Raw genomic sequence first — 22268 nt, forward strand, 5'->3', positions numbered from 1 at the left:
CACCGACCCCGAGCCCGACTCCGACACCTGGAGGCCCTTCACCCATGAGCAGAGCCGAACAGCCTTCCCGCAGAACCCTCCTGTCCGCAGCGGTCGTCGCCGCCGTCGTGTCGAGCGCGGGCCCGGCGTCCGCCCGCCCCGCGTCCGCCCGCCCCGCGCCCGGCCGGCCCGCCGGCCCGGCAGGCGCCCCCACGGACCCCGGCGCGGCCGCGGCCCGCCACGTCGACAACCGGGCCTGGACCTCGTACAGCGACTGGCGCACCGGTGGCGCCGAGGGCACCCGTGCCGTCGCGGGCGTCCGCCCCGGCCTGGTGATCGCGACGGCGGCCGGCACCACCGACCACACCGATCCGCACACCGGCCGGACCGCCGCCTGGGAGTACGCGACCTGGACCTCCCCCGTCCACCGGCTCACCGTGCCGGCGACGGAGGTCGTCGTCTCCTGGAATGCGCGCACCCCCGACGGCACCTGGATCCAGGCCGAGCTGCGGGGCACGTACACGGACGGCACCGACACGCCCTGGTACGTGATGGGCCGTTGGGCGGCCGGCGACCAGGACATCCTCCGCACCTCGGTGGACGGCCAGAGCGACGGCCGGAGCACGGTCTGGACCGACACCCTCGCCGTCGACGACGCGGCCTCGGGCCTGCGCCTGGTCTCGTACCGGCTGCGGCTGACCCTCCACCGCCGTCCCGGCACGGAACTCACCCCGACCGTGTGGCGGATCGGCGCGATGGGCTCCGACGTGCCCGACCGCTTCACCGTCCCGGCGTCCACGCCGGGCGCGGCCCGGGAACTGATCGTCCCGCGCTACTCGCAGGAGATCCACAAGGGCCAGTACCCGGAGTACGACAACGGCGGCGAGGCCTGGTGCAGTCCGACCTCCTCGCAGATGGTCGTCGAGTACTGGGGTGGCCGGCTCACCGAGGAGCAGCTGTCCTGGGTCGACCCTTCCTACGCCGACCCGCAGGTGTGCCACGCGGCCCGCCACACCTACGACCACCAGTACGAGGGCTGCGGCAACTGGCCTTTCAACGCCGCCTACGCGGCCACCTTCGAGGGACTTCAGGGCGTCGTCACCCGGCTCGGATCGCTGACCGACCTGGAGACGCTGATCGCGGCGGGCATCCCGGTCATCACGTCCCAGTCCTTCATCGAGGAGGAACTGACCGGAGCGGGGTACGGCACCGCCGGACATCTGATGACCGTGATCGGCTTCACGCCCGACGGAGACGTCATCGCCAACGACCCCGCCTCCCCGGACAACGAGTCCGTCCGGCGCGTCTACCGGCGCCGTGAATGGGAGAACATCTGGCTCCGGACCAAGCGTCACGATGTGAACGGGCAGGTCAGGGGCGGTACCGGCGGGGTCTGCTACCTCTACTGGCCCGTCAACTCAACACCGGCTCAGCGCCGCGTTCTGCGGTCGTTCGGGCTGATCTGACCATGTGGGGTCTCACGGCCGCACCCACCACCTGGCGGCAGCGCTCCCGGCCGTCCTGGGCGAGGTGGCCGTAGCGCTCCACCGTGGCCTTGATCGGGCGATGTCCCGGCCTCACCGTCTCGGTCGGGTGTGGTTGCTGCCGAGGACCGACCCGGTGCGGCAGGGCCACCGGGTTCGGCCGCTTTCCCTCACGCGACTTCGGTGTCAACGCCCTCCGGGTCGAACCGGTCCCACGGCGATCGACCTGCTGGACCGGACGCGCGTCCTGCTGCCGGACGGGGAACCGGCCATCGCCGAGCCGAAGAAGTTCCGCTGCCGACTGCCGCACGTCGCCGCTCTCCTCCCCCGCGGCGGCCGGCGTCTGCGCTTGCGGATATCGGCGACCTGGCCCTGGAGACACCAGCCGGCCAGGGCTTTCCACCGCCTTGCCGCGCTGTCCCGTCCCGCGGGCCGACCAGCGAGTCCCTGACCGCCCCGGTCCGAAAGGCCTTGGAGAACCCGGTCCCGCGCCGGGACTTCACCATGCCCGAGCAGCGAGATCACGCCGCACACCCGGCAGCAGACGAACGACGACGCCTCATCACCCCAACCGAAACGACGAGGCCAACTGGCCGTGCAGGACGAACGGGATGTCCATGTTGCCGCCCGTCCCCCAGGGGCGTGTGCAGTGGCGACGGCTTCGCCCGGGCCGCCCTGTGGCCGTGGCGACCCGCTCTCCGGGGTCGGTCGGGGCACCCGGCTGCTTGTACCCGGGCAACCTCAGGGTTAAGCTCCTTTACGGTTTGCGTTCTGAGACTGCAAGTTGTGCAACGAACTCGCGAAGCTGACCGAAGGGGTTGGTCCCTTGCAAGGCTCGTCTGCGATGCGCTGTGCGGTGATCGGTGTCGGCCGCAGGACGTTAAAAAAATACGTGCCCGCTCTCGTTGATTTATCCAGCCGTATTGATCTGGTCGCCGCGTGTGACGTGGATCCGGCCGCAGAAGCACGGTTGACCGGTGCGCTGAAACGATGCGGCAGTGGTATGCGTCCACATTTTTTCACGGATCACATATCGTTATTGGACGCGGTGCGTCCGGACCTCGCAATCGTCGCCACACCGCATCACACGCATAACGACATCTCCAAGGAACTGTTCCGGCGCGGGATTCCCGTCGTCAAAGAGAAGCCTTTCGCCTTGTCGCTGGCGCACGCCTACGAACTCGCGGAAGCCGTCAAGGAATACGACGGCCATATGCGTCTCTGTGTGCAGCGCCGCTACCATCCGCTGTACGTACGCGCGAAGGCCGTGCTGCAGGAGATCGGCGAGGTCCGACACTTCGAGGCGACCTATCAGCTCAGTACCGATGCCTACCAGGCCGGATGGCGCGCCAGCTCGAAGACCTCCGGCGGCGGTGCGATCAACGACATGGGCTACCACACCATCGACCTGCTCCACTGGTTCTTCGGTATGCCTTCACTCGTCTACGCGAGTGCGGCGCCCAAGCTGATCCCGACAGCCGCATACGACGTGGAAGAGACCGTGCTGTCGAACCTGTCGTATCCGAACGGAGTTGCCGGAACGCTGAGGCTCTCGCTCTGTGAAGCCAGCAAGGAAGAGCTGATAAGGATCTACGGTTCCGGCGGGCACATCACGCTCACTCGGGATTCCCTTGAACGGTTCGACCGCTCGAACGACTTGGTCGAGCGGTTCGCCGGTGAGCCTTCCTGGAACTCGACATCCGGAGTGCTGGTGGACGCGCTCGAGAACTTCTCCCGTCCGGAGGTCACTCGGCAGGAGATCCTCGACGGAGTGCAGGTGACCGCCACAATCGAATCGCTCTATCGCTCCATTGCCCAACAGGATTCCGTGAAGCCGCTGTTTGAGGAGACGCGTGGTGTCTGTGTCGGATCTGGCCATCCACGGGGGGCGGCCGATGCTGAATCGGGCGACGGTTTATCCATGGCCGAAGCGGCGATCGGAATGGTCTGAGCGCGTCGGCCGTCAATTGGAAAGCGGCAAGCTTTCCATCTACGACCGGTCAGGGGTGGTCGCGGAGTTCGAGGACGCGTGGTCTGCGGCTCAGGGAACTCCGTACAGTCTGGTGACCAATTCCGGTACCGCGGCGCTCCATTCCGCCTTCTACGGCATCGGCCTCGGGCCCGGTGACGAGGTCCTGTGCCCGGCCTACACCTTCTTCGCCACTGCGGCCCCGGTGTTCCAACTGGGGGCGTTGCCCGTGCTGGTCGACTGCCTGCCTGACGGTTCGTTCGACACCGAGGCGGCGTCGGCGTTGGTCACCCGGCGCACGAAGGCGATCGTCATCACGCACATGTGGGGCCTGCCGTGTGACATGGACGCCGTCGTGGCCTTCGCCGAGAAGTACGGGCTCGACCTGATCGAGGACTGCTCCCACGCACATGGCGCGACCTACCGCGGGCGTCCGGTCGGTACGTTCGGCGCCGCCGCTGCCTGGAGCATGCAGACCCAGAAGCTCATCGCCGCGGGAGAGGGCGGCGTGATGACCACGCGCAGCCGTGAGGTCTACGACCGGGCCCAGCTTCTCGGCCACTTCAACAAGCGGGCCATGAAGGAGATGGACCCGGAGGGTCCGCTCTACGCGTACTCCGTCACAGGCCTCGGCCTGAAGTACCGGGCGCATCCGCTGGGGATCGCCTTCGCCGTCGGCCAGGTCGCCGAGCTGGCGTCCTGGGTCAAGGGCAAACAGGACTTCGCCGAGGAGATCGCGCGGCTGTTCTCGCGGATCGAGGGGATCACGCCCCTCACACTGTCGACGAGCGAGCGGATATCGGCTCATTACGCCCTTCTCCTCGAAGTCGATCCGGACCGCGTCCAGGGCGGCAGGGACTGGCTGGTGAAGGCGTGCAATGCCGAGGGGCTCGAGGACATCGACGTCCCCAAGGCCACCTCGCCGCTGCACACCCTGCATCTGTTCCAGAACCCGATCTCTCCCGTGACCACCTACGACGGGTCCTGCATCCGCGCCGGGTTCCCGGTCGCCGACCGGCTCGCGGCACGCACATTCAAGATCTCGGTGCCCTGTGCCCCGGCGGGTTTCGAGCAGGAGGACGCCCAGTACCTCGCGGCTGTGAAAGCTGTTGCCGAAAAGGTCGGCGACTACGCGTCCGGTTCCGCCGGGCGCCTGAGAGCCGCCACCGGTGGACTGTCCGGCGAGGCCGGGTGAGGCGAGCCAAGACCCGGCAGGCGGATGACCCCGGGCCCTCGGCGTGGGCGCGTGGCCGACCCGCCCGGCAGCATGCCAAGGAGACCAGAAGCGGCTGAACGCACGCTCGATGAACCGGGCGGTGCCGGCCTCGCCCGTGCGATCGACAGAGGTCACCGGCGCTCGTCTGCCGAATCGGTGGGAAGAGCGCGGAAGGAGAGAGCATGAGCACCACCTCGTCTCCGGGGGAGGCCAGGAACACGGTGGCCTCCGCCCGTGTCGTCGATTCGACCACCCGCAAGCGTGCGGGCGAGGTCCTCGACGCCGAGGAGATCGCGGGCGTCGTCGCCGACTTCGTCCACGACCGCATCCCGGACTACCAGATGGCGGCCTGGCTGGCGACGATCGCCTGCACAGGCCTGTCCACCGGGGAACTGGTGGCTCTGACCCGTGCCTATGCCATGGACGGGGGGCATCTGGACCTGAGCCGGGTGGACGGCGCGGTGGTCGACAAACACAGCACCGGCGGTGTGGGTGACACCACCACCCTGATCGTGGTGCCGGTGGTTGCGGCGTGCGGTGCACCGGTGGCGAAGATGACGGGACGGGCCCTCGGTTTCACGGGAGGCACGCTCGACAAGCTCGAGTCGATCAAGGGTCTCAGGACCTCGCTCCCGGTCGAGGAAATCGTGCCGGTGCTCAAGTCGGTCGGCATGGTCATCACCGGCCAGAGCACCGATCTGACTCCGGGGGACGGCGCCACGTACGCGCTGCGTGACGTCACCGGCACAGTGGAGAGCATCCCGCTGATCGCCGCCAGCATCATCAGCAAGAAGTTCGCCGTACAGGCTGACGGGCTCGTCCTTGACGTGAAGACCGGTTCCGGAGCACTGATCCGGGAACGGCACCGTGCGGTGGAGCTCATCCAGACGATGCTCGACCTGGCCCGGGTGTTCGGTCTCAGCGCGAGGGCCGTGCTGAGCGACATGAGCCAGCCGCTGGGCCCCTCGGTGGGCAACGCCCTGGAGATCCGGCAGGCCCTGGCGGTGCTCCGTGGGGAACGGACACCCGGGCTGTGGGACCTGTGTGTGACGGTCTGCCGCCAGATGCTGCAGAGTGTGGACCCCCTGCTCACCGATGAGCAGGCAATGGCCAAGATCGACCGGGTCCTCGACGACGGTTCCGCGTACGAGATGTTCGTGCGGTGGGCCGTCGCGCAGGGAGCCGCCGCCGCCGCTCTCGAAGCGGAGCGGTTTCCCACCGCCTCGAACCGGTATGTCGTCAAGGCGGCCGAATCCGGCTGGGTGACCGGGATCGACCCGCGCGTTGTGGGCAAAGCCGGCCTTCTGGTCGGGGCCGGACGCCTGACGTACGACGCACCACTGGACTACGGCGCCGGCATCCTGCTACGGCACCGGGTCGGCGACCACGTCGACAAGGGCGATGTCCTCGCGGAACTGTTCTACGACCGAGGGGACGCCGACACCGCGCGGTCACTCGTGGAGTCGGCGTTCCGCCTCGGAGACCGGGCGGTCACCGCGCCGTCGGCCGTCCAGCAGGTCTTCGACCCCCGGGGAGCATGACATGTTTGTGACAACAGGTCCGGAAAGGCCGGGCATCCTCACGCGGCGGCAGGCTTGCTGCGGCATGTTCCCGGCCGAGCCGGTGACCGCCGGCCCTTTCGCCCGCGTCGTCTCCCAGGGCGTCCGGTGAGCCCTGTGCGTACGGGCGTCGCGATCGTCGGCTGCGGCTTCGTGTCGGACTTCTATCTGCGTAAGCTGACCGATCACCCCGAGCTCGTGCTTACCGGAGTGCACGACCGGATCGCGGGCCGTTCCGCCGCGGTCGGCGAGCACCAGGGAGTCGAGGTCTACGAGACGCTGTCGGACCTGCTGTCCGACGATCGCGTGCACATCGTCGTCAACCTGACGAACCCGAGCAGCCACGCCGAGGTGACGCTGACCGCCCTGGCCGCAGGCAGACACGTGTACTCGGAGAAGCCCCTGGCCACCAGCATCGCGGACGGGAAGCGGATCGTCGCGGAAGCCGAACGCCGGGACCTGCTGGTGGCGTGCGCCCCGGCGAACATCCTGGGGGAGGCGTTCCAGACCCTGTGGCGGGAGGTCAGGAACGGCACGATCGGCGTCCCCCGTCTCGTGCACGCCGAACTCGACGACGGTGCGGTTCATCTGATGGGCTACCAGGACTGGCACAACACGACGGGCAGTCCTTGGCCCTACCGGGAGGAATTCGGAGCGGGCTGCACCGTCGAGCATGCGGCCTACCACCTGGCACCCCTGACCGCCATGCTCGGACCGGTGCGCCAGGTCGTCGCCGACCATGCGACGCTCATGCCGGACAAGTTCCCGCCGGGAGAGACGGGTGTGGTCGGCCCCGACTTCGTGACGGCCTCGCTGTCGTTCGAGGGGGGCACTCTGACCCGTCTGACGTGCAGCGTCGTTGCACCGCCCGACCGGTCGCTGACCGTCGTCGGCGACGGTGGCGTACTGCGTCTGGACAACTGCTGGGACTTCGGTTCCCCGGTCACCGTGCGGACGATCGCCGGCCGTAGGTCGGACTACCTGCGTGAGGCGCGCGAGGTGGAGCACGCGCGGCCCTACCTCCACCACGAGCGCTACCTCGCCAACCACCGGATGGACTTCCCGCGTGGCATAGCCGAGCTGGCCGCCGCCGTCGGAGGGCAACGGGTTCCACGGCTGTCCGCCCGCCATGCCCTGCACGTGCTCGAGGTCACCCTCGCGATGACCTCGACCACCGGGGTCACCGCGATCGCCTCGGAGTTCGACCAACCGGAGCCGCTCCCGTGGGCAAGCTGAAGCCCTCTTCGCGTACGCCGGTACCGGGGAGGGCCGGCGACCTTGATCAGCCCGTGAGGCGGCTGAAGCGCGGTGAGCAGGCCGCAACGACCGACAGGGCGCTCGAGAGGGGATGTCCTATGGGCCGGCGGACCCTGACCGGTCCTGCTCGCACCGCAGTCCATGAGTCCTGGGTCCGGCTACGGCTGATGGCGGGGCTCTTGCCCCAGGCCGGTCCGGGCCCGGTGCTGGCGACGCTCGCGTGCAACGTGCTGCTCGGCGCACTGCCCGTGGTCTTCGTGGTCAGCAGCAGCCTCATGATGGGGCGGATTCCCGATGCTCTGGCCGCCGGCACCGGCTCGGCGCAGTGGTCGGCGGTCATGGCCGTGTTCGTCGTGGCATCCGCCGCGTTTGCCCTGCAGCAGGTGATGGCCCCGTTCCAGGAAGTGCTCGGCGAACTGGTCGCCAGGCGCATCGACGGGCGGCTCTACGACCGTCTCATCACCGCGTCCCTGCAAGGCCCGGGCATCGGCCCGCTGGAGGACCAACGGCTGCTCGCCCACCTCAGCGAGGCACGGCGCGGGCTGGAGTCCGGAGCGGACAGCCCCGGCAAGGCATGCGCCGGTCTGTTGCACCTGCTCCTTCGTGGTGTTCAGCTGGCAGGCTGCGTCGTGGTCATCGGGTTCTGCTTCTCCTGGCCGGCGGCGCTCGGGCTCCTGGTCGCCGTTCAGGCGCTCCGCCATGGGCTGCACAGTGGCTTGCGCAAGCACACGGAGAGCTGGGCGGCCCTGGCCGGGCTTCGACGAGAGGAACGCTATCTGCGGGACCTGGCCACACGTGCCGAGGCGGGCAAGGAGATCCGGATCTTCGGCATGGCCGACTGGCTGCGCGACCGCCATCGCCGGGCGTCGCTGGCGTGGATGGTGCCGGCGTGGGCGGAGCGTCGCCGACTGCTGCTGTGGCCGTATCTCGGATACACGGCATTCGGTCTGGTGGTCACGGCGGCGGTATTGGCCGCGGTGGCAGCGGCCGGAGCAGGGAACATCTCGCTCACCGCTCTGGCCCTGACCACCCAGGCCGTGCTTGTCGGCATCCGGCTCGGCGGGTTCGCCCCCGAGTCCGACATGCAGATGATCCTCGGTATGGGCGCCCACCGTGCACTGACGGCATTCGAGCAGGGTGTGGAGCGCTTCGCGGCCCGCGAAGCGGCGTGGGCCGACGGACCGGGGAGAACGGAGACGCTCGCCTCCGCGCCGCTCGGGGAGATCAGGTTCTCCAAGGTGTCCTTCAGCTATCCAAACCGGGAGCAGCGGGTCTTCGACGGCCTCGATCTGCGGATCGTCGCCGGAAGGTGCACGGCGATCGTGGGGGTCAACGGTGCGGGAAAGACTACGCTGGTCAAGCTGCTCACACGGCTGTGCGAACCTGACGAGGGCCTGATCACCGTGGACGGCAGGCCCCTTGCCTCTTACCCGGTGGCAGCTTGGCGGGCTCGCGTCGCTGTCGTCTTCCAGGACTTCAACCGGTACGAAGCCAGTGCCTTCGACAACGTGGGCTACGGCGACATCCAGCGCAAGGGCGCCGCTGCCGCCCGGGAGGAAATCCGTGCGGCAGCGAGGGACGCAGGGGTCGCCGACGCCCTCGACGCACTGCCCGGCGGCTTCGAGACCCCGCTGGCCAAACACCTGTCCGGCGGTGCAGACCTGTCCGGCGGGCAATGGCAGCGGGTGGCGCTCGCCCGCGCACTGTTCCGGCTCCGGCACGGCGGTGGGGTGCTGGTGCTCGACGAGCCGACCGCCAGTCTCGACGTGCGTGCCGAGGCACGGTTCTTCCAGGAGTTCGTACGGGGCGATGCGACCACCGTGCTGATCTCGCACCGCTTCTCCACTGTGCGGCACGCCGACCACATCGTCGTCCTGGCGCACGGGCAAGTGAGCGAGGAGGGCACGCACGACGAACTGCTCCACAACAACGGTGAGTACGCCCGCTTGTTCCGGCTCCAGGCGTACCGCTTCGCCGAGGACCGCCCTTCACCGGACATACCCGGAGCTCACATATGAGCAGTCTCGTCAGAGCCGCCACGGGTCTGCTGGCCATGTGCCGGCGTCAGAGCGGCCGCAAGACCGCGACAGCGCTCGGGCTGATGGTGGCCGGTGGCACCGCGGCGCCGCTGATCGGGGTCGGCCTGCGCCAACTATTCGACGCGGCACACAAGGGTGCGACCGGCGACGCGGTGGTCGCGGGCGTCGTGGTCGCCGTGATGGTGATCGCGGCGCTGACTTGCGAACACTTCGCGCACATCGCGTACTTCGAACTCGCCGAGCTGAACACGATGTACTACGGCGACGAGTTGATCAGCCTCGCCAACGGGACCTCCGGTCTCGACGGCCACGAAAACGCGCAACGCGCCGATGAGTTCACCGTCCTGGAGCGCGAGGTCCTCCAGACCCGTAACACCCTCCAGGCACTGCTGACCCTCGCCGGCCTCGGTGCCGGAATGCTGCTGACCGCTCTGGTGCTGGCCCTGGTGCATCCGGTGCTGCTCCTGCTGCCGCTGGCCGCGATGGTGCCGCTGCTGGCCGGACGCCGAGCGGAACGGCTCGTGGACGCGGCCAGGAGTGCCACGGCCGAGCCGACCCGGCGTGCCCTCAACCTGGTTCGCCAGGCCACCGACACCGCCTCGGCCAAGGAACTGCAGACATTCCAGCTCGAGAGCGAGGTGCGGACCAGCCACGCCGTCCTGTGGGAGCGGACGAGTGACATCCTGGGACGGGCACAGCGCCGGGCCGCCGTGTTACGAGCCCTGAGCCAGCTGGTGTTCGCCGCCGCTTACCTGGGGGCGGTGCTGCTGATGCTGCACGAGGCGGCCACCGGCCGGCACACGGTCGGCGATGTGGTGCTGATCGTCGTGCTCGCCGCACAGACCAACACCCAGGTGGTGCAGACCGTCAACCTGGTGCCCGACCTGCAGCGCCTGACGGGCGTCGACCGGCGATTTCGCGAACTGCGACAGGCTCTCGACCCGACTGCGGTGGACGCCGGCACGCCATCGGTGTACACCCCGTCGGCCGGGTCCGGCAGGCCCCGGGTCCCCACCATGTCCCGTGACGCGGTCGTGCCCGTGCCTGTCCGGAACGGCATCACGCTGCGCGGGCTCTCGTTCGTCTACCCCGGCAGCGTGACACCCTCGCTGCGCGACGTGAACCTCCATCTCCCAGCCGGTGCCGTCGTCGCCGTCGTCGGTGAGAACGGGGCGGGCAAGTCGACGCTCGTCAAGCTGGTATGCGGGCTCTACCAGCCCACCGCCGGCGAGATCCTCGTCGACGGCACCGATCTCAGACGCATCCCGCCCGAGGCCTGGCGCGCTCGGACAGCTGCTGGATTCCAGGACTTCGTCAGATGGGAGTTCGCAGTCGGACGGACCGTCGGCGTGGGAGATCTCCCACGTGAGCACGTGGAGGAGGCCGTGTTGACCGCTCTGGACCGGGCGCGGGCGTCCGACGTGCTCGACCCTTTGCCGGACGGTCTCGCCACCCAGCTCGGCAAGAGCTACGCGGACGGGGTGGAGCTTTCCGGCGGCCAGTGGCAGAAGCTGGCTCTCGGACGGGCGTTCATGCGCGAGCAGCCTGCGCTGCTCGTGCTCGACGAACCGACCTCGGCCCTCGACGCCGAGACGGAGCACGCTCTCTTCGAACGCTATGCGGCGCAGGCTGAGAGGTCGGCGTCCGACGGCGGGATCACGCTGCTGGTTTCGCACCGTTTCTCGACGGTCAGGATGGCCGACCTCATCGTCGTCATCGAGGACGGCCGGGTCGTGGAGGCCGGGTCCCACGCCGCCCTGGTCGGTCGCGAAGGCCTGTACGCGGAGCTGTACACGCTGCAGGCCCGCGCCTACCGCTGACCCTCGCGGGACCGGGCACTCGGCTGATGCGGCAATCACCGCGCGCACTCCGCATTGACCGACTCTGGTGCGTGAACGGGAAACATGCTTTGATTTCCGAATGTCACACGAGGAATTACTTGCCGATCGGCTACGTGAAGCGGGGTACGCCGCGAAACATGTGGAAAGGGCCACCGGAGGGGTGGTCGCCATCGCGGGTCTGGTTACTCTTCAGGACGACTCGCGGCTATTCGCGAAGACACTGCTCGGGCCGGATCTGGACATATTCCCAGTCGAATCGGCCGGTCTGTCCGAGCTTCGTGATCCTGGCGGGGCGAACACGCCGGACGTGTTGTTCGCATCTCCGCAACTGCTGGTACTCGAAAGAATGCAGCCACGCCGGGACGACGAGAACTTCTGGGAACAACTCGCTCACATGGTTGCCTCCCTGCACATGTCCACCGTCTCCGACCGATTCGGCTGGCACCGCGACGGCTGGCTGGGCCGGCTGCGCCAGGACAACACCTGGGAAACGGACGGGCACGTGTTCTTCGCGGAACGGCGCGTTCTGCGGTGGCTGCCCGAACCGCTGGTCGAGGCCGCGTTCGACCGTGAGGAGCGCCGGGCTCTGGAACGGCTGTGCGCTGCCCTGCCCGAGCTGGTTCCGCCCCAGCCCCCGTGCCTGACCCATGGCGACCTCTGGCAGGAGAACATCGTCGCCACCGGCGACGGCGCCCCGGTGCTCATCGACCCCGCCGTGTCCTACAGCTGGCCCGAGGCCGACCTCAGCATGCTGTGGTGTTCCCCGCGCGCCTCCGCCTCGGAGCGGTTCTTTGCGGCGTACCAGGACATCGCCGGGCTCCAGGAGGGATGGCAGGAGCGGATGCCGCTCCTGCATCTCCGGGAACTTCTCAGCATCATCGCCCACGACGACGACGACTGGGGCGCGGCCGAGGCCGTACGGAAGATCATCGCGCCGTTCCGGCGCGGCGGCGGGACGGCGCAGGGCGCATCGGGCGTTCCGGTCTAGTACGCCCTTGCTCGGGGACGCCGTCCGGCGGTGCACGGGGTGAACGTGACCGGGCGTGGGAGCCCCGAGTCTTTCGTCGAGCGAGGTGCGGGGTCCGGGGTTCGTGCCCCCAGGCCATCGACCGACAGGGGGACACCGTCATGCCGGGCCCGGAGACCGGCGGCCCTTTTGCGGAACCGCCAAAAGGCAGGAGGGAGAGGGCCGCACGGCACTCAGGTGCCGGCTGCTTCTCCGGCGCCGTCGGCCGCCGGCCGGAGTGCGGAGCGGCGCTTCTCCTGCCGGGCCGCGTCGTATGCGCGGAAGCGGCTGCTGAGCATGGCCCCCACCTCGTTCCATCTCGGATGGTCCGCGTAGTCGAGGGAACAGCGCGAAAAGCGGAAGGACGGCTCGTCCACGTTGATCCTGCCGCCGTTTTCTTCGAGATGGCCGAGGAACGCCTGCGACTCTTCGACGATGGAACGGTGCAACAGGCGCCACTCGCCCGACGAGTAGGCGCCCACTCTTCTGACCAGGCGACGTCGTGCGGAGGCCGTCCACTTGAAGTGATGCACCTGAGCGTAGATCTCGCGCACGGGGACGCCTCTGCCGGTCCAGGCGTAGTGCTGACCGAGGTCGAGCTCCACCGAGCCCCGGGCGAGCGTCACCTTCGTCGGCCTGCCGCCCAGCAGATGGAAGGTGAGAAGACCGGCCAGGGGGTACTGACGCCAGAGCGGCGTGTGTCCGGGAAGGGCCGGGCCGGTGAGACACCCCTCGGCGGAGACGCGGTCGAGAAAGGCTCCTTCGACGAAGTCGAACCCGTGCTGTTCACAGTATGCGACGACGTCGGCCACGGGCCTGTCGTAGACGTGGAACTCATCCAGGTCGGCGACGATCCACCAGTCGTCCGGGTGAGCGCTCATCTCCTTCCGGATAAGTGCGGCGTTGAGGTCCTCGTGCCAGGGGGAGACGCAGATGTCGACGAAATCGATCCCGGCGTTTCGCATCACCACTGTCGAGGGGAGCAGACTCGGGTCATCCCGGCTTTCGACATGGCGTATCACATGGAAGCTCTCGACTCCCATGTCCCGGTAATGAGCCAGAGAATAGGGAAGCAATGAGATGTCGCCGCCCACCACGGAAACGAAGCGTAAAGTCATGCCCCATCCTGACTCGGTCTATCGTGTCCACGTCGGCCTGTCCGGGCCGACCGCGAATTACTCTCCAGCCGTTCGGGCATCTTGTCAAGGTTTGCAGGCGGCCTCGTCCGGCACTTGCCGAGGAGAGGGTGGCCGGTATCAATATGACCGCTTGCATTTACTATAGGGAGTCTGTGTGAGGTCAAGGACGCGTTTTGGATGGTTCCTGGCGCACGAGGAATGGCAGCCCGAGTCATTGATCCGGCAGGGGCTGCTGGCCGAATCGGCCGGGTTCGACGCGCTTCTCGTGTCCGACCATCTCCAGCCCTGGAGTGATGTCGACGGGGCGGCCGGGTTCAGTTGGGCGACACTGGGTGCGCTGGCTGCGTCCACGCGTACCGCGGCGCTGATATCGGCGGCCGTGTGCCCGCTGTTCCGGATGCACCCGGTGCTGGTCGCACAGGCGGCGGCAACCGTCAACCGGCTTTCCGAAGGACGGTTCGAGCTGGGGCTCGGCATGGGGCAGGCGGTCAACGAGCAACCCCTGCTGGGGCCCCTGCCGCCGTACCGTGAGCGGCTGGAGCGCACCACCGAAGCCATGAGCCTGATTCGCCCGCTCCTCCAAGGAGAGGAAGTGAGCTCCGACCTGCCGCACTACCCGGTGTCGGCCATGAAGCTGCACAGCCCGAGTCCCTGGCCGATGCCGGTCTACCTGGCCGCGTCCGGACCGCGGTCGGCCGAGGCTTCCGGACGGCTGGCGGACGGCGTGATCACGTCGGTCAAGGACGTGGCCCGCACCGAGCGGGAAGTCGTCGACGTGGCCAGGAAGGCTGCGAAGGCAGCGGGCAGGCGGCCTCCCCGCGTGGTCCTCACCTGTTTCCTCGTCTTCGCCCGTAGTGACGAGGAGGCGTGGGAGGCGCTCCGGCCCTGGCGGGGTATGCGCACCCCGCGGCGGCTGTGGGAGGGCAGTCCGCGCCGGTTGCGCGAGGACGCCGACGCGATGGGGAGCGAAAGCGTCCTCCGGCGCTTTCCCCGCTACGGCGATGTCGCTCAAGTGGTCGAACTGTGCCGGACCATAGTCGACGGGATCGCGCCCGATGTTCTGGCACTCCAAGTGGCAGCGGTCGACGGTGCTTCGGCTCTGGAACAGCTGAGTGAGGTGCCCCGCCGGCTGCGGAACTGACCGGCGGGCGGCGGTTGCTCAGTCCTGGGAGCCGCTGCCCAGCGTGGAGAGCAGGGCCGCCTCCGTCCGGCCGACCATCCGCTGGAGCGAAAAGTGCGCCAGCACCTGCTCACGTGCCCGTTCGCCCATGCGGCGGCGCATGGAGTCGTCGGAGACAAGCGTGCACAGGGCGTCGGCGAGGTGTCCGGGGTCCGGGGTCGGCACGAGAAGGGCGGATCCGGGGTCCCGCACCAGTTCACCGATGCCGGGGAAGTCGGTGGTGAGCAGCGGGCGGCCCGAACTCATGGCCTCGAGCATGGCCAGGCTGAGGCCCTCCCCCAGGCTGGGCTGCGCGACGATGTCGGCCGTGGCCAGCACGTCCGGCATCAGATCGAACGTCACCTCGCTGTCGATGCGCGCCACGTCATCGAGCCCGTGCCTTGCTATCTCGGCCCGCAGCTTCTCGGGGTAGTCACCCGACGACGAACTGATGGCACCCGCGACAAGGAGCCTGGTGTGCGGTCTGCGGGCGTGGATCACCGAGAAAGCCTGGATGAGCTCCAGGATGCCCTTCCGCGGTTTGAGCTGAGCCGCGCAGGCGATGACGAGATCGTCCTCGGCGTAACCGTAACGTCGGCGTACCCGCGTCGTGTCCCGGTCGGGGCGGAACCTTGCAGTGTCCACGCCATGAGGAATCAGTCTGGTGACATCGGCCGATCCGTGCCGACGGGCGCGGTCGGCGTAGTTCTGCGCGCAGGCCAGAACGAGTGAGGGACGTAAGATCTCGTGCACCACCCGCAGTCGCGCGTGCCCCAGGGGCTGTGCCTCCGGCTCGTGCTCGTGGAAGGTCGCGACCCATGGGATGCCTCTGTCCACGGCAAGCCATTTTCCGGCCAGGGCGGCATCGAGCGTATTCGTGAAGATCAGTTCTGGACGTGACTGTTCTGCGCACGCGGAGATTTCCGGCGCCAGCGCGAAGGCCATCTGTTCCCACAGAACCTTGCTGGGGTCGGTGAGTCGCTCGCGATACCGGAAGAGCCTGCGCACGGTCACGCCACGCGGATCACCGTCGATAACCTGCCCCGGGAGTCCACCTCTCGGAGCGTCGGTCACCAGCGTGACGTCGTGGCCGCGAGCAGCAAGTCCCTCTGATATCACGTGCGCATAGGTCTCAGCACCCCCGATCGTCGGGTGGAAACTGGAAGCGATCACCATCAGTCTCATGCAACTCCTGTCCCGCTGCTGTCGTCCCGCACCGATCCATGCCCTGCTCCGTAGAGCCCTATTCCGGGTCGCCAGCCTTTCCGGAAGTGTCGCGCCATGGCCCGGACCATGAACGACATGAGCGCAATATCCTCATTCGGGGGAGACTCTCGAATGCGCTTCACCCGGCCGACGGGGAAAGCCATTGCGCAGGTTTACCCAATGGGCCACGAGGCCGGCGGGGGGCGTGGTACTGATGGTGGAGGGAGCCGTGCCGGTCGGCGGTGTCCTCGGCGATCACCATTCCTCTCCCGACCGGCGTCGCAGGAACCGCGCTGCGCTTGTGCCGCAGCTCCTTCCAGCCCTTTCGAGCACGAAGGCGAGGTCACCACCGATGATCGACGACACGCTCTCGACCGGCGCCACAGCCCCCGCAACGCTCACCACCTGCCAGGACATGTCCGGGGCGTTCCGTCAACGGTCGGCCATGCGTGTCACGGCGGATGTCGCCCTGCTCGACGCGTGTGCCGAGTTGGGGGAACTGGCCGGCGCCTATCTGAAGCAGTGCCGTTACGCACCCTCTGGCGCGAACGGCCTCGCGGACTCTCCACCGTCGGACCGGGTGCGGGCCGAATTCGGTGACGCGTTGTTCGCTCTGCTCAGTTTCGCGGACGCGGCGGGACTGGACTCCGAGGCGGAGTTCTTCGCGACACTGAAGCGGTACGAGGAGCGGTTCACCGATGAGCGTTCCGGTTCGGGAACGGACGATCGGCGTGGGTGACTACCACGTTCATCTGCACCCGCACGTGCCCCGCCCGGACAGCCCGCCTCCAGGTGTGTATCCGAAAGGGCACGTGGACGCGTACGTCGAGCGGGCACTGTCGCGTGGTGCCACCGAGGTGGGTTTCACCGAGCACATGCACCGTTTCGTCGATCTGAAGCGCGTGGCCGCGGGATTCTGGAACGTCGGCTCATCGGCCGAGCTCACCGAGCGCTCCCGCAGGTACTACTACGACGAGCTGAACCTCCGCCTCGACCGCTACACAGAGGCCGTACTGGCCGCGAGGGACCGTGGACTGCCGGTGCTGCTCGGCCTGGAGGTCGACTTCCTGCCGGGACGCATGGAGAAGATTCTCGACATCCTTTCCTCCCTCCCGTTCGACTACCTCATCGGGTCTGTGCACTGGATCGGCGCATGGGCTGTGGACCACGACGGAATGACGGCCGAATTCGAGCGCCGCGGCGTGCGCCGATCCTATGAGGACTACTTCGAACTCGTCGTCGAACTGGCCGAATCGGGCATGGTCCAGGTGCTTGCCCATCCCGACGTGGTGAAGAAGTTCGGTCATCGCTGCGCTGAGGAGCCTGTCGACCTGTATCGCCGCCTGGTCCACGCGGCGCAGCGACACGGCGTGGCCTTCGAGGTTTCGAGCGCGGGTCTGCGCTACGAGGCACTGGAACCATATCCGGCGTCGACGCTGCTGCGGATGTGTCACGAGGCGGCGATCCCCATCACCCTGGCCAGTGACGCGCACTACCCGGAACAAGCCGCCGATCAGTACCGGACGCTCGTCCGGTATGCCCGATCCGCTGGCTACAGCCAACGAATCCGGTTCCGGACAGGGGGAGGGAGGGAACTCGTGGCCCTGCCCGATCCGGACGACGACAACGACTGGCCACCCCCGACGGCGGCGCCGGCGGGGGACGAACGCCAGTGACGCCTACGTCGTAGTCCCGGACAGGTGACCCGTGCCGTCCGCTCCCCGGACATCCAGACCGAGCCGGACGGCACCGCGCACGATCGGCGTCAGTACGGCGGTAGCGGTTGAGAACAAGCGACGTGGTACGAGATTCCGCACCGCACCCAGCGCCATGGTGGCAAGGGCGCGGCGGCCGGCGGGGGTCGAGATTCCCGCCGCGGTGGGAACCTCGGAGGTGAGGGCCGCGCCGACGTCGGCGGCGCGCAGACCCAGACTGAAGGAGGCGAGCCACAGTTCGAACAGGAGGTGTTCGCCGAGCAGTGCCCGGGCGCTCTCCGCGCTCTCCTCGGAACGCAGTGCATGCCGACCGAGTCGCCTGACGTCGTGCTCGGACAGGCCGAGGCCGTCGAGGACTTTCAGGGCCGGTATTTTGCGCCAGCCCTCGGATGCCTCTGGATCACGTATGCGGAAGTAGGCACCTGGCTCTCCCCACCAGGCCATGGCGGGGACCGTATCGATGCCGGTGACCGACCGACGCAGGTCGACTCCGGACGGCGGAGCGGCGGAGGCCCAACAGGTGGCGCAGCGCAGTCCATGGCGGTGATTGCCGGTCAGGCTGGAGACATCCCTGTGCTCGACCAGATTGGGCACGGACACGTACGGGGTGAGCCCGGCCGAACGGAGGTAGTCGCGCAGTGCGACATCGTCGGGTTCGTCGCCGCGCAGTGCGACGTCGAAGTACTCACTGACGTCCTTGGCGATTCGCACAGGCATGATGACGGCCTGGGTCGGAACGTAGTTGTCGACGACCTCGGCCCAGCCGGCGCCGGTGAGCGCCGCGATCCGCGCGACGGAGGCGGTCCAGGCCCCCCACTCGACGAAGAGGGAGGTCACGCCGTCCGGACGGGTCGCGATCAGCGACTGGGCAGCGGTCAGGAAATCCTTCGTCAGACGGACGTCGTCCTGCAGGACGAGGTGATGTGTGGCTTCCGGCCCCGCTGCGGCCCATGCCAGCCGGGCGGCGCGCAGCGATCCGCGTTCCCCGTGAGGCCCGGTGTCACAGGCGATGCGCATATCGAGATGAGGGTGGCCGTCCCGCAACTCCTCGGCCATTTCCAGCCGTAACTGATGGGTCATGACGGCTACGGACAACCGCCCTTGCTGCTCGGGCACTCGGCATCCCTTCGACGGGTAGTGGTGGAAGAGCGAAGTGACCCCTCGGGTCCCGGCACTTCCGTTTCATGCAGCAAGGCCAAGCCGTTGATGGCGGCAGAGCCTCACCCGGTACGGGGTGGTGCAGCCGATCGTCGAGCGGATCCGCTCCCGGTTGCAACGTTTCGCGATCCGCCGGGGAACGTCCTGCCGGTCCTGCGTCCAAGACCTTCCGGACCGTCGTGCCGATCTCTGCTCTCAGGGCGGTGTAGAAGCTCTCCGCGGCGTCATCGAAGCGTGAACCGGTTCGGCCGGTGCTCTGTCTCATGTTCGACTCGGCCATAATTCCCCGGAATCGGTGGAAAAAGCAGTGCGGGCCGCGATCCGGACGAAAGATCGCGTCGCCGGCCGTACGCCCGCCCGCATGGACCATCCGGACGGCGTCCGTGACCAGCTCGGTGCGCAGGTGATCGGCCGTCGACCAGCTCACAACCTCCCGCGGGCACAGGTCGATCACGGTCGCCGGATACAGCCAAGCCTCTGCAGTCGGCAGACAGGTGATGTCCCCGACTGGTTTCAGGCCCGGTGCCGGCGCGGTGAAGTCCCGCTGAATGAGATCCGGTGCGGGGGGCGCCGTGCGGTCCTGCTTCGTCAGCGACCGTGACCTCCTTCGCGTTGTCCCGGTGATCTCATACTCCCGCATGATCCGCGCGACGCTTCTGCGGTGCACGACGCATCCGGGGCCGCGCGGCTCCTGGGTGATCCGCCGGGCGCCGCAGGCTCCATGCGAAGCAGTGTGGATCTCCCGGATGCGGCGGGTCGGATTCTCTTCCTCTCCGGCCTTCCCCTGCCGTGCGCCCTTGTCCTGGTGCCAGGTGCGGGAGCCGGAGCGGTCCCAGCCGAGAACATTGCGCATCCGCTCCGCCTTGTGGGCGTTTCGGTACTCGTCGACGAAACGGAAGTGGATCACCGTGTTGTCTCCCGTGCAAGAGAGGGCGGCGGCTTTCCGGAGGATCTCATTGTCCTCCTTCGGTCGGGCCTTCTCCCGCCGCAGGCGCTTGAGCTCTTCCTTCTCGCCAGGGGGCATGCCGGCGTCACCGCCGCCGTCCGTCCGACGGTCGCCGGACGGTCCGCCGCACCGCCCCGGTGCGTACCGTGTGACCAAGCTCTCGGACGCAAAAGGCGCTCACGGTGGCAAGGTGGACAGCGCCGTGGGGGAGTCCACGGTCCCCGAGACCAGCGAGAAGCCATGACCGCGAACGCAGCCACCGTCACCGCCCCTGCCGTCGTCCCTGGTGCCCGCACCGGCGGCCCCCGGGAGGACGGCCCGGAGATCCTCGAGCACGTCATGGGATGGATTCTCGTCGTGGCCGTCGCGATGCTCGTGACGCAGCTCGGACTCCTCTGACCTCCGGGCTTCTCTGCCGCTCGGACCGCTGCGGCCTCCCGGGCCGCTCCGGCCTGCCGTGAGGGCCGACCTGCCATACTGCGGATGTCCCGCCCCCGCAGGAAACAGGTCAGGATTGAATACCAGTCAGCAATCTGCCGTGCGCCCTGGAGCGCGCGGCACCGAGCGCTCGCTGGCACGCCGTGCCGAACTCATCGCCATCGGTCGGAAGCTGTTCGCCCACACGTCGTACGACGCGCTCTCCATGGACGACATCGCACGTCAGGCGCATGTCGCCAAGGGGCTGATCTACTACTACTTCCACTCCAAGCGGGGCTACTACCTCGCCATCATCCAGGACTCGGTCGCCGGCCTGGTCACCTTGGCGTCGGGCGGTGTCGAACTGCCGCCCGCCCAGCGGGTGCACCGCGCCGTCGACAGCTATCTGCGCTACGCCGAGCACAACCAGGCCGCGTACCGCACGCTCGTCAGCGGCGGCGTCGGCTTCGACGCCGAGGTGCACGCCGTCCGGGACGGGGTGCGCGAGGCGATCGTCGCGACCATCGCCGAAGGCGCGTACGGGACCGCCGACATCACACCCGTGGCGCGGATGGGTCTGCTGTCCTGGGTCTGCAGCGTCGAGGGAGCCACCCTCGACTGGATCGGCCGCCCCGGGCTGTCCCGCGAGACCATGCGCGAGCTGCTGGTGAAGACGCTCGGCGGAGCCATGCGCGCCATCGAGGAACTGGACCCCGCTCACCCGGCCCCTCAGGCCGCCCGCCGCGACGCCTGACACACCGGGCACCGCGCGGGGGCGGCCGTTCCCCGCGGAACCTCCGCCACCGCGCACCCGCCCGCGCTTACCTGGGCGCGCCGATCAGCCCGCCGTCCGCGGTGTTGCCGCTCAGCTCCCGGAAGAACGTGCCGGCGAGACCCTGCCGGTCCTTGTAGTCCGCCTTGGCCGCGACGGTGGCCGGGGTGCCGTAGCTCCACCAGTCGTCACCGCACTTGGCGTAGGGGGTGCCGCCGACCGTACCGGTCGCCGGGCACTTGTCCTCGAGCACCCTGTGGTCGTCGATGCCCGGCTCGTACGCACCCGCCGCCGGGCCGGTCGCGGTGCCACCGGGCTCCGACTGCGTGACCGCCGGTCCAGCCGCGCCCGTAGAAGCCGACGCCGAGCAGCAGCTTGGACGCCGGGATGCCGAGTCCCCTGAGCCTCGCGGTGGTCGCCGCGGTGTGCGTGCCGGCCTTCGGAGTGCCGTCGTAGGCGGTCAGCGGCGAATGCGGGGCGGTGGGACCGGCGGCGTCCCGGGTGCCGGAGAAGTCGCACGCCATCGGGTCGTACCAGTCGACGTGCTCGGCGGTGCCGGCGTAGTCCGCCGCGTCCATCCTGCCGCCGGCCGCGGCGTCGGCGGTGATCGCCGCGGTGACCAGGTCGCCGGAGCCGAACGTGGTGCGCAGCGCGGACATCAGGGCCGTGAAGGGCTCACGGCCGCTGGTGTCGCAGGTGGTGCCGCAGGCGTTCGGGTATTCCCAGTCGATGTCGATCCCGTCGGAGACGTCGGCCCGCTTCGAGTTCTCGACCAGGTCGTAGCAGGACCGGGCGAACGTGGTCGGGTCCTGCGCGGCTTCGCCGAAGCCGCCGGACCAGGTCCAGCCGCCGAACGACCACAGCACCTTCAGGCCGGGGTGCTTCTGCTTCGGTTCGCGCAACTGGTGGAAGGTGCCGCGCAGCGGCTGGTCCCAGGTGTCGGCCACGCCGTCGACGGACTCGCCGGCGGTGTGGGTGCGCTCGGTGGCCGTGTAATCGTCGCCCGTCGCGCACTTGCCGCCGGTGACGTTGCCGAAGGCGTAGTTGGTGTGCGGGAGCCTGCCCGCGGAGCCCGAAGCCTCGATGCTCTTGACGTGGTGGGCGCGGTCGTAGGTGCCCCATGGGGTGAAGCACCCGATGCCCTCGGAACCTGCGGCGGTCTCCGGGGCCGCCGCGGCGGTGGTCGAGGCGCCCGCGCCGGCGAGCAGTCCGGCGCCGAGGACGGCGGGGGACGGCATCCGGTGTGTCTCCTCGTGGGGGAGGGGAGACGTGAATCGCTTGGCATGAACGCAATGACCCGGTGGAGCGAAGCAGTAGGAGAACCAGACCGGTGCGGTCAATGGTGCGGACCAATCCCGGCGTCCGGAAAATTCTTGGAGTAAGCGTTCGTTAACAAGTGACGTGCA

17 protein-coding genes and 1 pseudogene are annotated in these 22268 nt (G+C 68.5%); 13 read left to right on the forward strand and 5 right to left on the reverse strand.

Going from position 1 to position 22268, the window contains the following annotated elements:
* The first annotated feature begins 44 nt into the window (after window positions 1-44).
* The 8 genes from ORI94_RS21320 (at window position 45) to ORI94_RS21355 (ending at window position 12332) form a co-directional block, all read left to right on the forward strand.
* A complete protein-coding gene (locus tag ORI94_RS21320) occupies window positions 45-1445 on the forward strand; it encodes a peptidase C39 family protein (RefSeq protein WP_266078089.1) in 1401 nt (466 codons plus the stop codon).
* 802 nt (window positions 1446-2247) lie between these two features.
* Window positions 2248-3414 (forward strand): Gfo/Idh/MocA family protein, encoded by a 1167-nt coding sequence (locus ORI94_RS21325; RefSeq protein WP_266078091.1) that lies wholly within the window; start codon window positions 2248-2250, stop codon window positions 3412-3414.
* Window positions 3359-4627 (forward strand): DegT/DnrJ/EryC1/StrS family aminotransferase, encoded by a 1269-nt coding sequence (locus ORI94_RS21330; RefSeq protein WP_266078190.1) that lies wholly within the window; start codon window positions 3359-3361, stop codon window positions 4625-4627. Before ORI94_RS21325 ends, ORI94_RS21330 begins: the two co-directional genes overlap by 56 nt.
* 203 nt (window positions 4628-4830) lie before the next feature.
* On the forward strand, window positions 4831-6189 hold the full coding sequence (locus ORI94_RS21335; RefSeq protein ID WP_266078093.1) for a thymidine phosphorylase: 1359 nt from the start codon (window positions 4831-4833) through the stop codon (window positions 6187-6189).
* A 135-nt stretch (window positions 6190-6324) separates the two neighbouring features.
* A complete protein-coding gene (locus ORI94_RS21340; RefSeq protein ID WP_266078096.1) occupies window positions 6325-7443 on the forward strand; it encodes a Gfo/Idh/MocA family protein in 1119 nt (372 codons plus the stop codon).
* A gap of 188 nt (window positions 7444-7631) precedes the next feature.
* Complete coding sequence (locus tag ORI94_RS21345; protein WP_266078098.1) at window positions 7632-9482, forward strand: ABC transporter ATP-binding protein; 1851 nt, start codon at window positions 7632-7634, stop codon at window positions 9480-9482.
* On the forward strand, window positions 9479-11323 hold the full coding sequence (locus ORI94_RS21350; protein WP_266078100.1) for an ABC transporter ATP-binding protein: 1845 nt from the start codon (window positions 9479-9481) through the stop codon (window positions 11321-11323). The genes ORI94_RS21345 and ORI94_RS21350 overlap by 4 nt, the downstream gene beginning before the upstream one ends.
* A gap of 100 nt (window positions 11324-11423) precedes the next feature.
* Window positions 11424-12332: a fructosamine kinase family protein gene (locus tag ORI94_RS21355; protein WP_266078192.1), complete on the forward strand. Its 909-nt coding sequence runs from the start codon at window positions 11424-11426 to the stop codon at window positions 12330-12332.
* A 212-nt stretch (window positions 12333-12544) separates the two neighbouring features.
* Here ORI94_RS21355 and ORI94_RS21360 read toward each other — a convergent pair whose 3' ends face one another.
* Entirely contained in the window at window positions 12545-13447 is a 903-nt protein-coding gene (locus ORI94_RS21360) for a glycosyltransferase family 2 protein (RefSeq protein WP_266078102.1), read from the reverse strand.
* A 196-nt stretch (window positions 13448-13643) separates the two neighbouring features.
* Between ORI94_RS21360 and ORI94_RS21365 the strand changes: the two genes are divergently transcribed.
* Complete coding sequence (locus tag ORI94_RS21365) at window positions 13644-14630, forward strand: LLM class flavin-dependent oxidoreductase (protein ID WP_266078104.1); 987 nt, start codon at window positions 13644-13646, stop codon at window positions 14628-14630.
* 18 nt (window positions 14631-14648) lie between these two features.
* Here the strand turns inward: ORI94_RS21365 and ORI94_RS21370 are convergent, their stop codons facing one another.
* Window positions 14649-15833: a glycosyltransferase family 4 protein gene (locus ORI94_RS21370; RefSeq protein WP_266078106.1), complete on the reverse strand. Its 1185-nt coding sequence runs from the start codon at window positions 15831-15833 to the stop codon at window positions 14649-14651.
* Between the two features lie 373 nt (window positions 15834-16206).
* Here ORI94_RS21370 and ORI94_RS21375 point away from each other — a divergent pair, with 373 nt between their 5' ends.
* Complete coding sequence (locus tag ORI94_RS21375; RefSeq protein WP_266078108.1) at window positions 16207-16593, forward strand: hypothetical protein; 387 nt, start codon at window positions 16207-16209, stop codon at window positions 16591-16593.
* Window positions 16553-17530 carry a histidinol-phosphatase gene (locus ORI94_RS21380; protein ID WP_266078110.1) on the forward strand — a complete coding sequence of 326 codons (978 nt, stop codon included), beginning with the start codon at window positions 16553-16555 and terminating at the stop codon, window positions 17528-17530. Before ORI94_RS21375 ends, ORI94_RS21380 begins: the two co-directional genes overlap by 41 nt.
* A gap of 3 nt (window positions 17531-17533) precedes the next feature.
* Here ORI94_RS21380 and ORI94_RS21385 read toward each other — a convergent pair whose 3' ends face one another.
* Together ORI94_RS21385 and ORI94_RS35570 are read right to left on the reverse strand one after the other, a co-directional pair.
* On the reverse strand, window positions 17534-18649 hold the full coding sequence (locus tag ORI94_RS21385; protein WP_266078112.1) for a hypothetical protein: 1116 nt from the start codon (window positions 18647-18649) through the stop codon (window positions 17534-17536).
* Window positions 18570-19751 (reverse strand): IS3 family transposase, encoded by a 1182-nt coding sequence (locus ORI94_RS35570; RefSeq protein WP_416237863.1) that lies wholly within the window; start codon window positions 19749-19751, stop codon window positions 18570-18572. The genes ORI94_RS21385 and ORI94_RS35570 overlap by 80 nt, the downstream gene beginning before the upstream one ends.
* A 162-nt stretch (window positions 19752-19913) precedes the next feature.
* On the opposite strand from ORI94_RS35570, the gene ORI94_RS21390 reads away from it, so the two are divergent.
* A complete protein-coding gene (locus tag ORI94_RS21390; RefSeq protein ID WP_266078114.1) occupies window positions 19914-20072 on the forward strand; it encodes an SCO1431 family membrane protein in 159 nt (52 codons plus the stop codon).
* A 115-nt stretch (window positions 20073-20187) separates the two neighbouring features.
* Complete coding sequence (locus ORI94_RS21395; RefSeq protein ID WP_266078116.1) at window positions 20188-20844, forward strand: TetR/AcrR family transcriptional regulator; 657 nt, start codon at window positions 20188-20190, stop codon at window positions 20842-20844.
* A 67-nt stretch (window positions 20845-20911) separates the two neighbouring features.
* Here ORI94_RS21395 and ORI94_RS21400 read toward each other — a convergent pair.
* Window positions 20912-22100, reverse strand: a pseudogene (locus ORI94_RS21400) (glycoside hydrolase family 18 protein).
* Between the last annotated feature and the right edge of the window lie 168 nt (window positions 22101-22268).

This window comes from Streptomyces sp. NEAU-W12 (assembly GCF_026242095.1).
GTDB lineage: Bacteria > Actinomycetota > Actinomycetes > Streptomycetales > Streptomycetaceae > Streptomyces.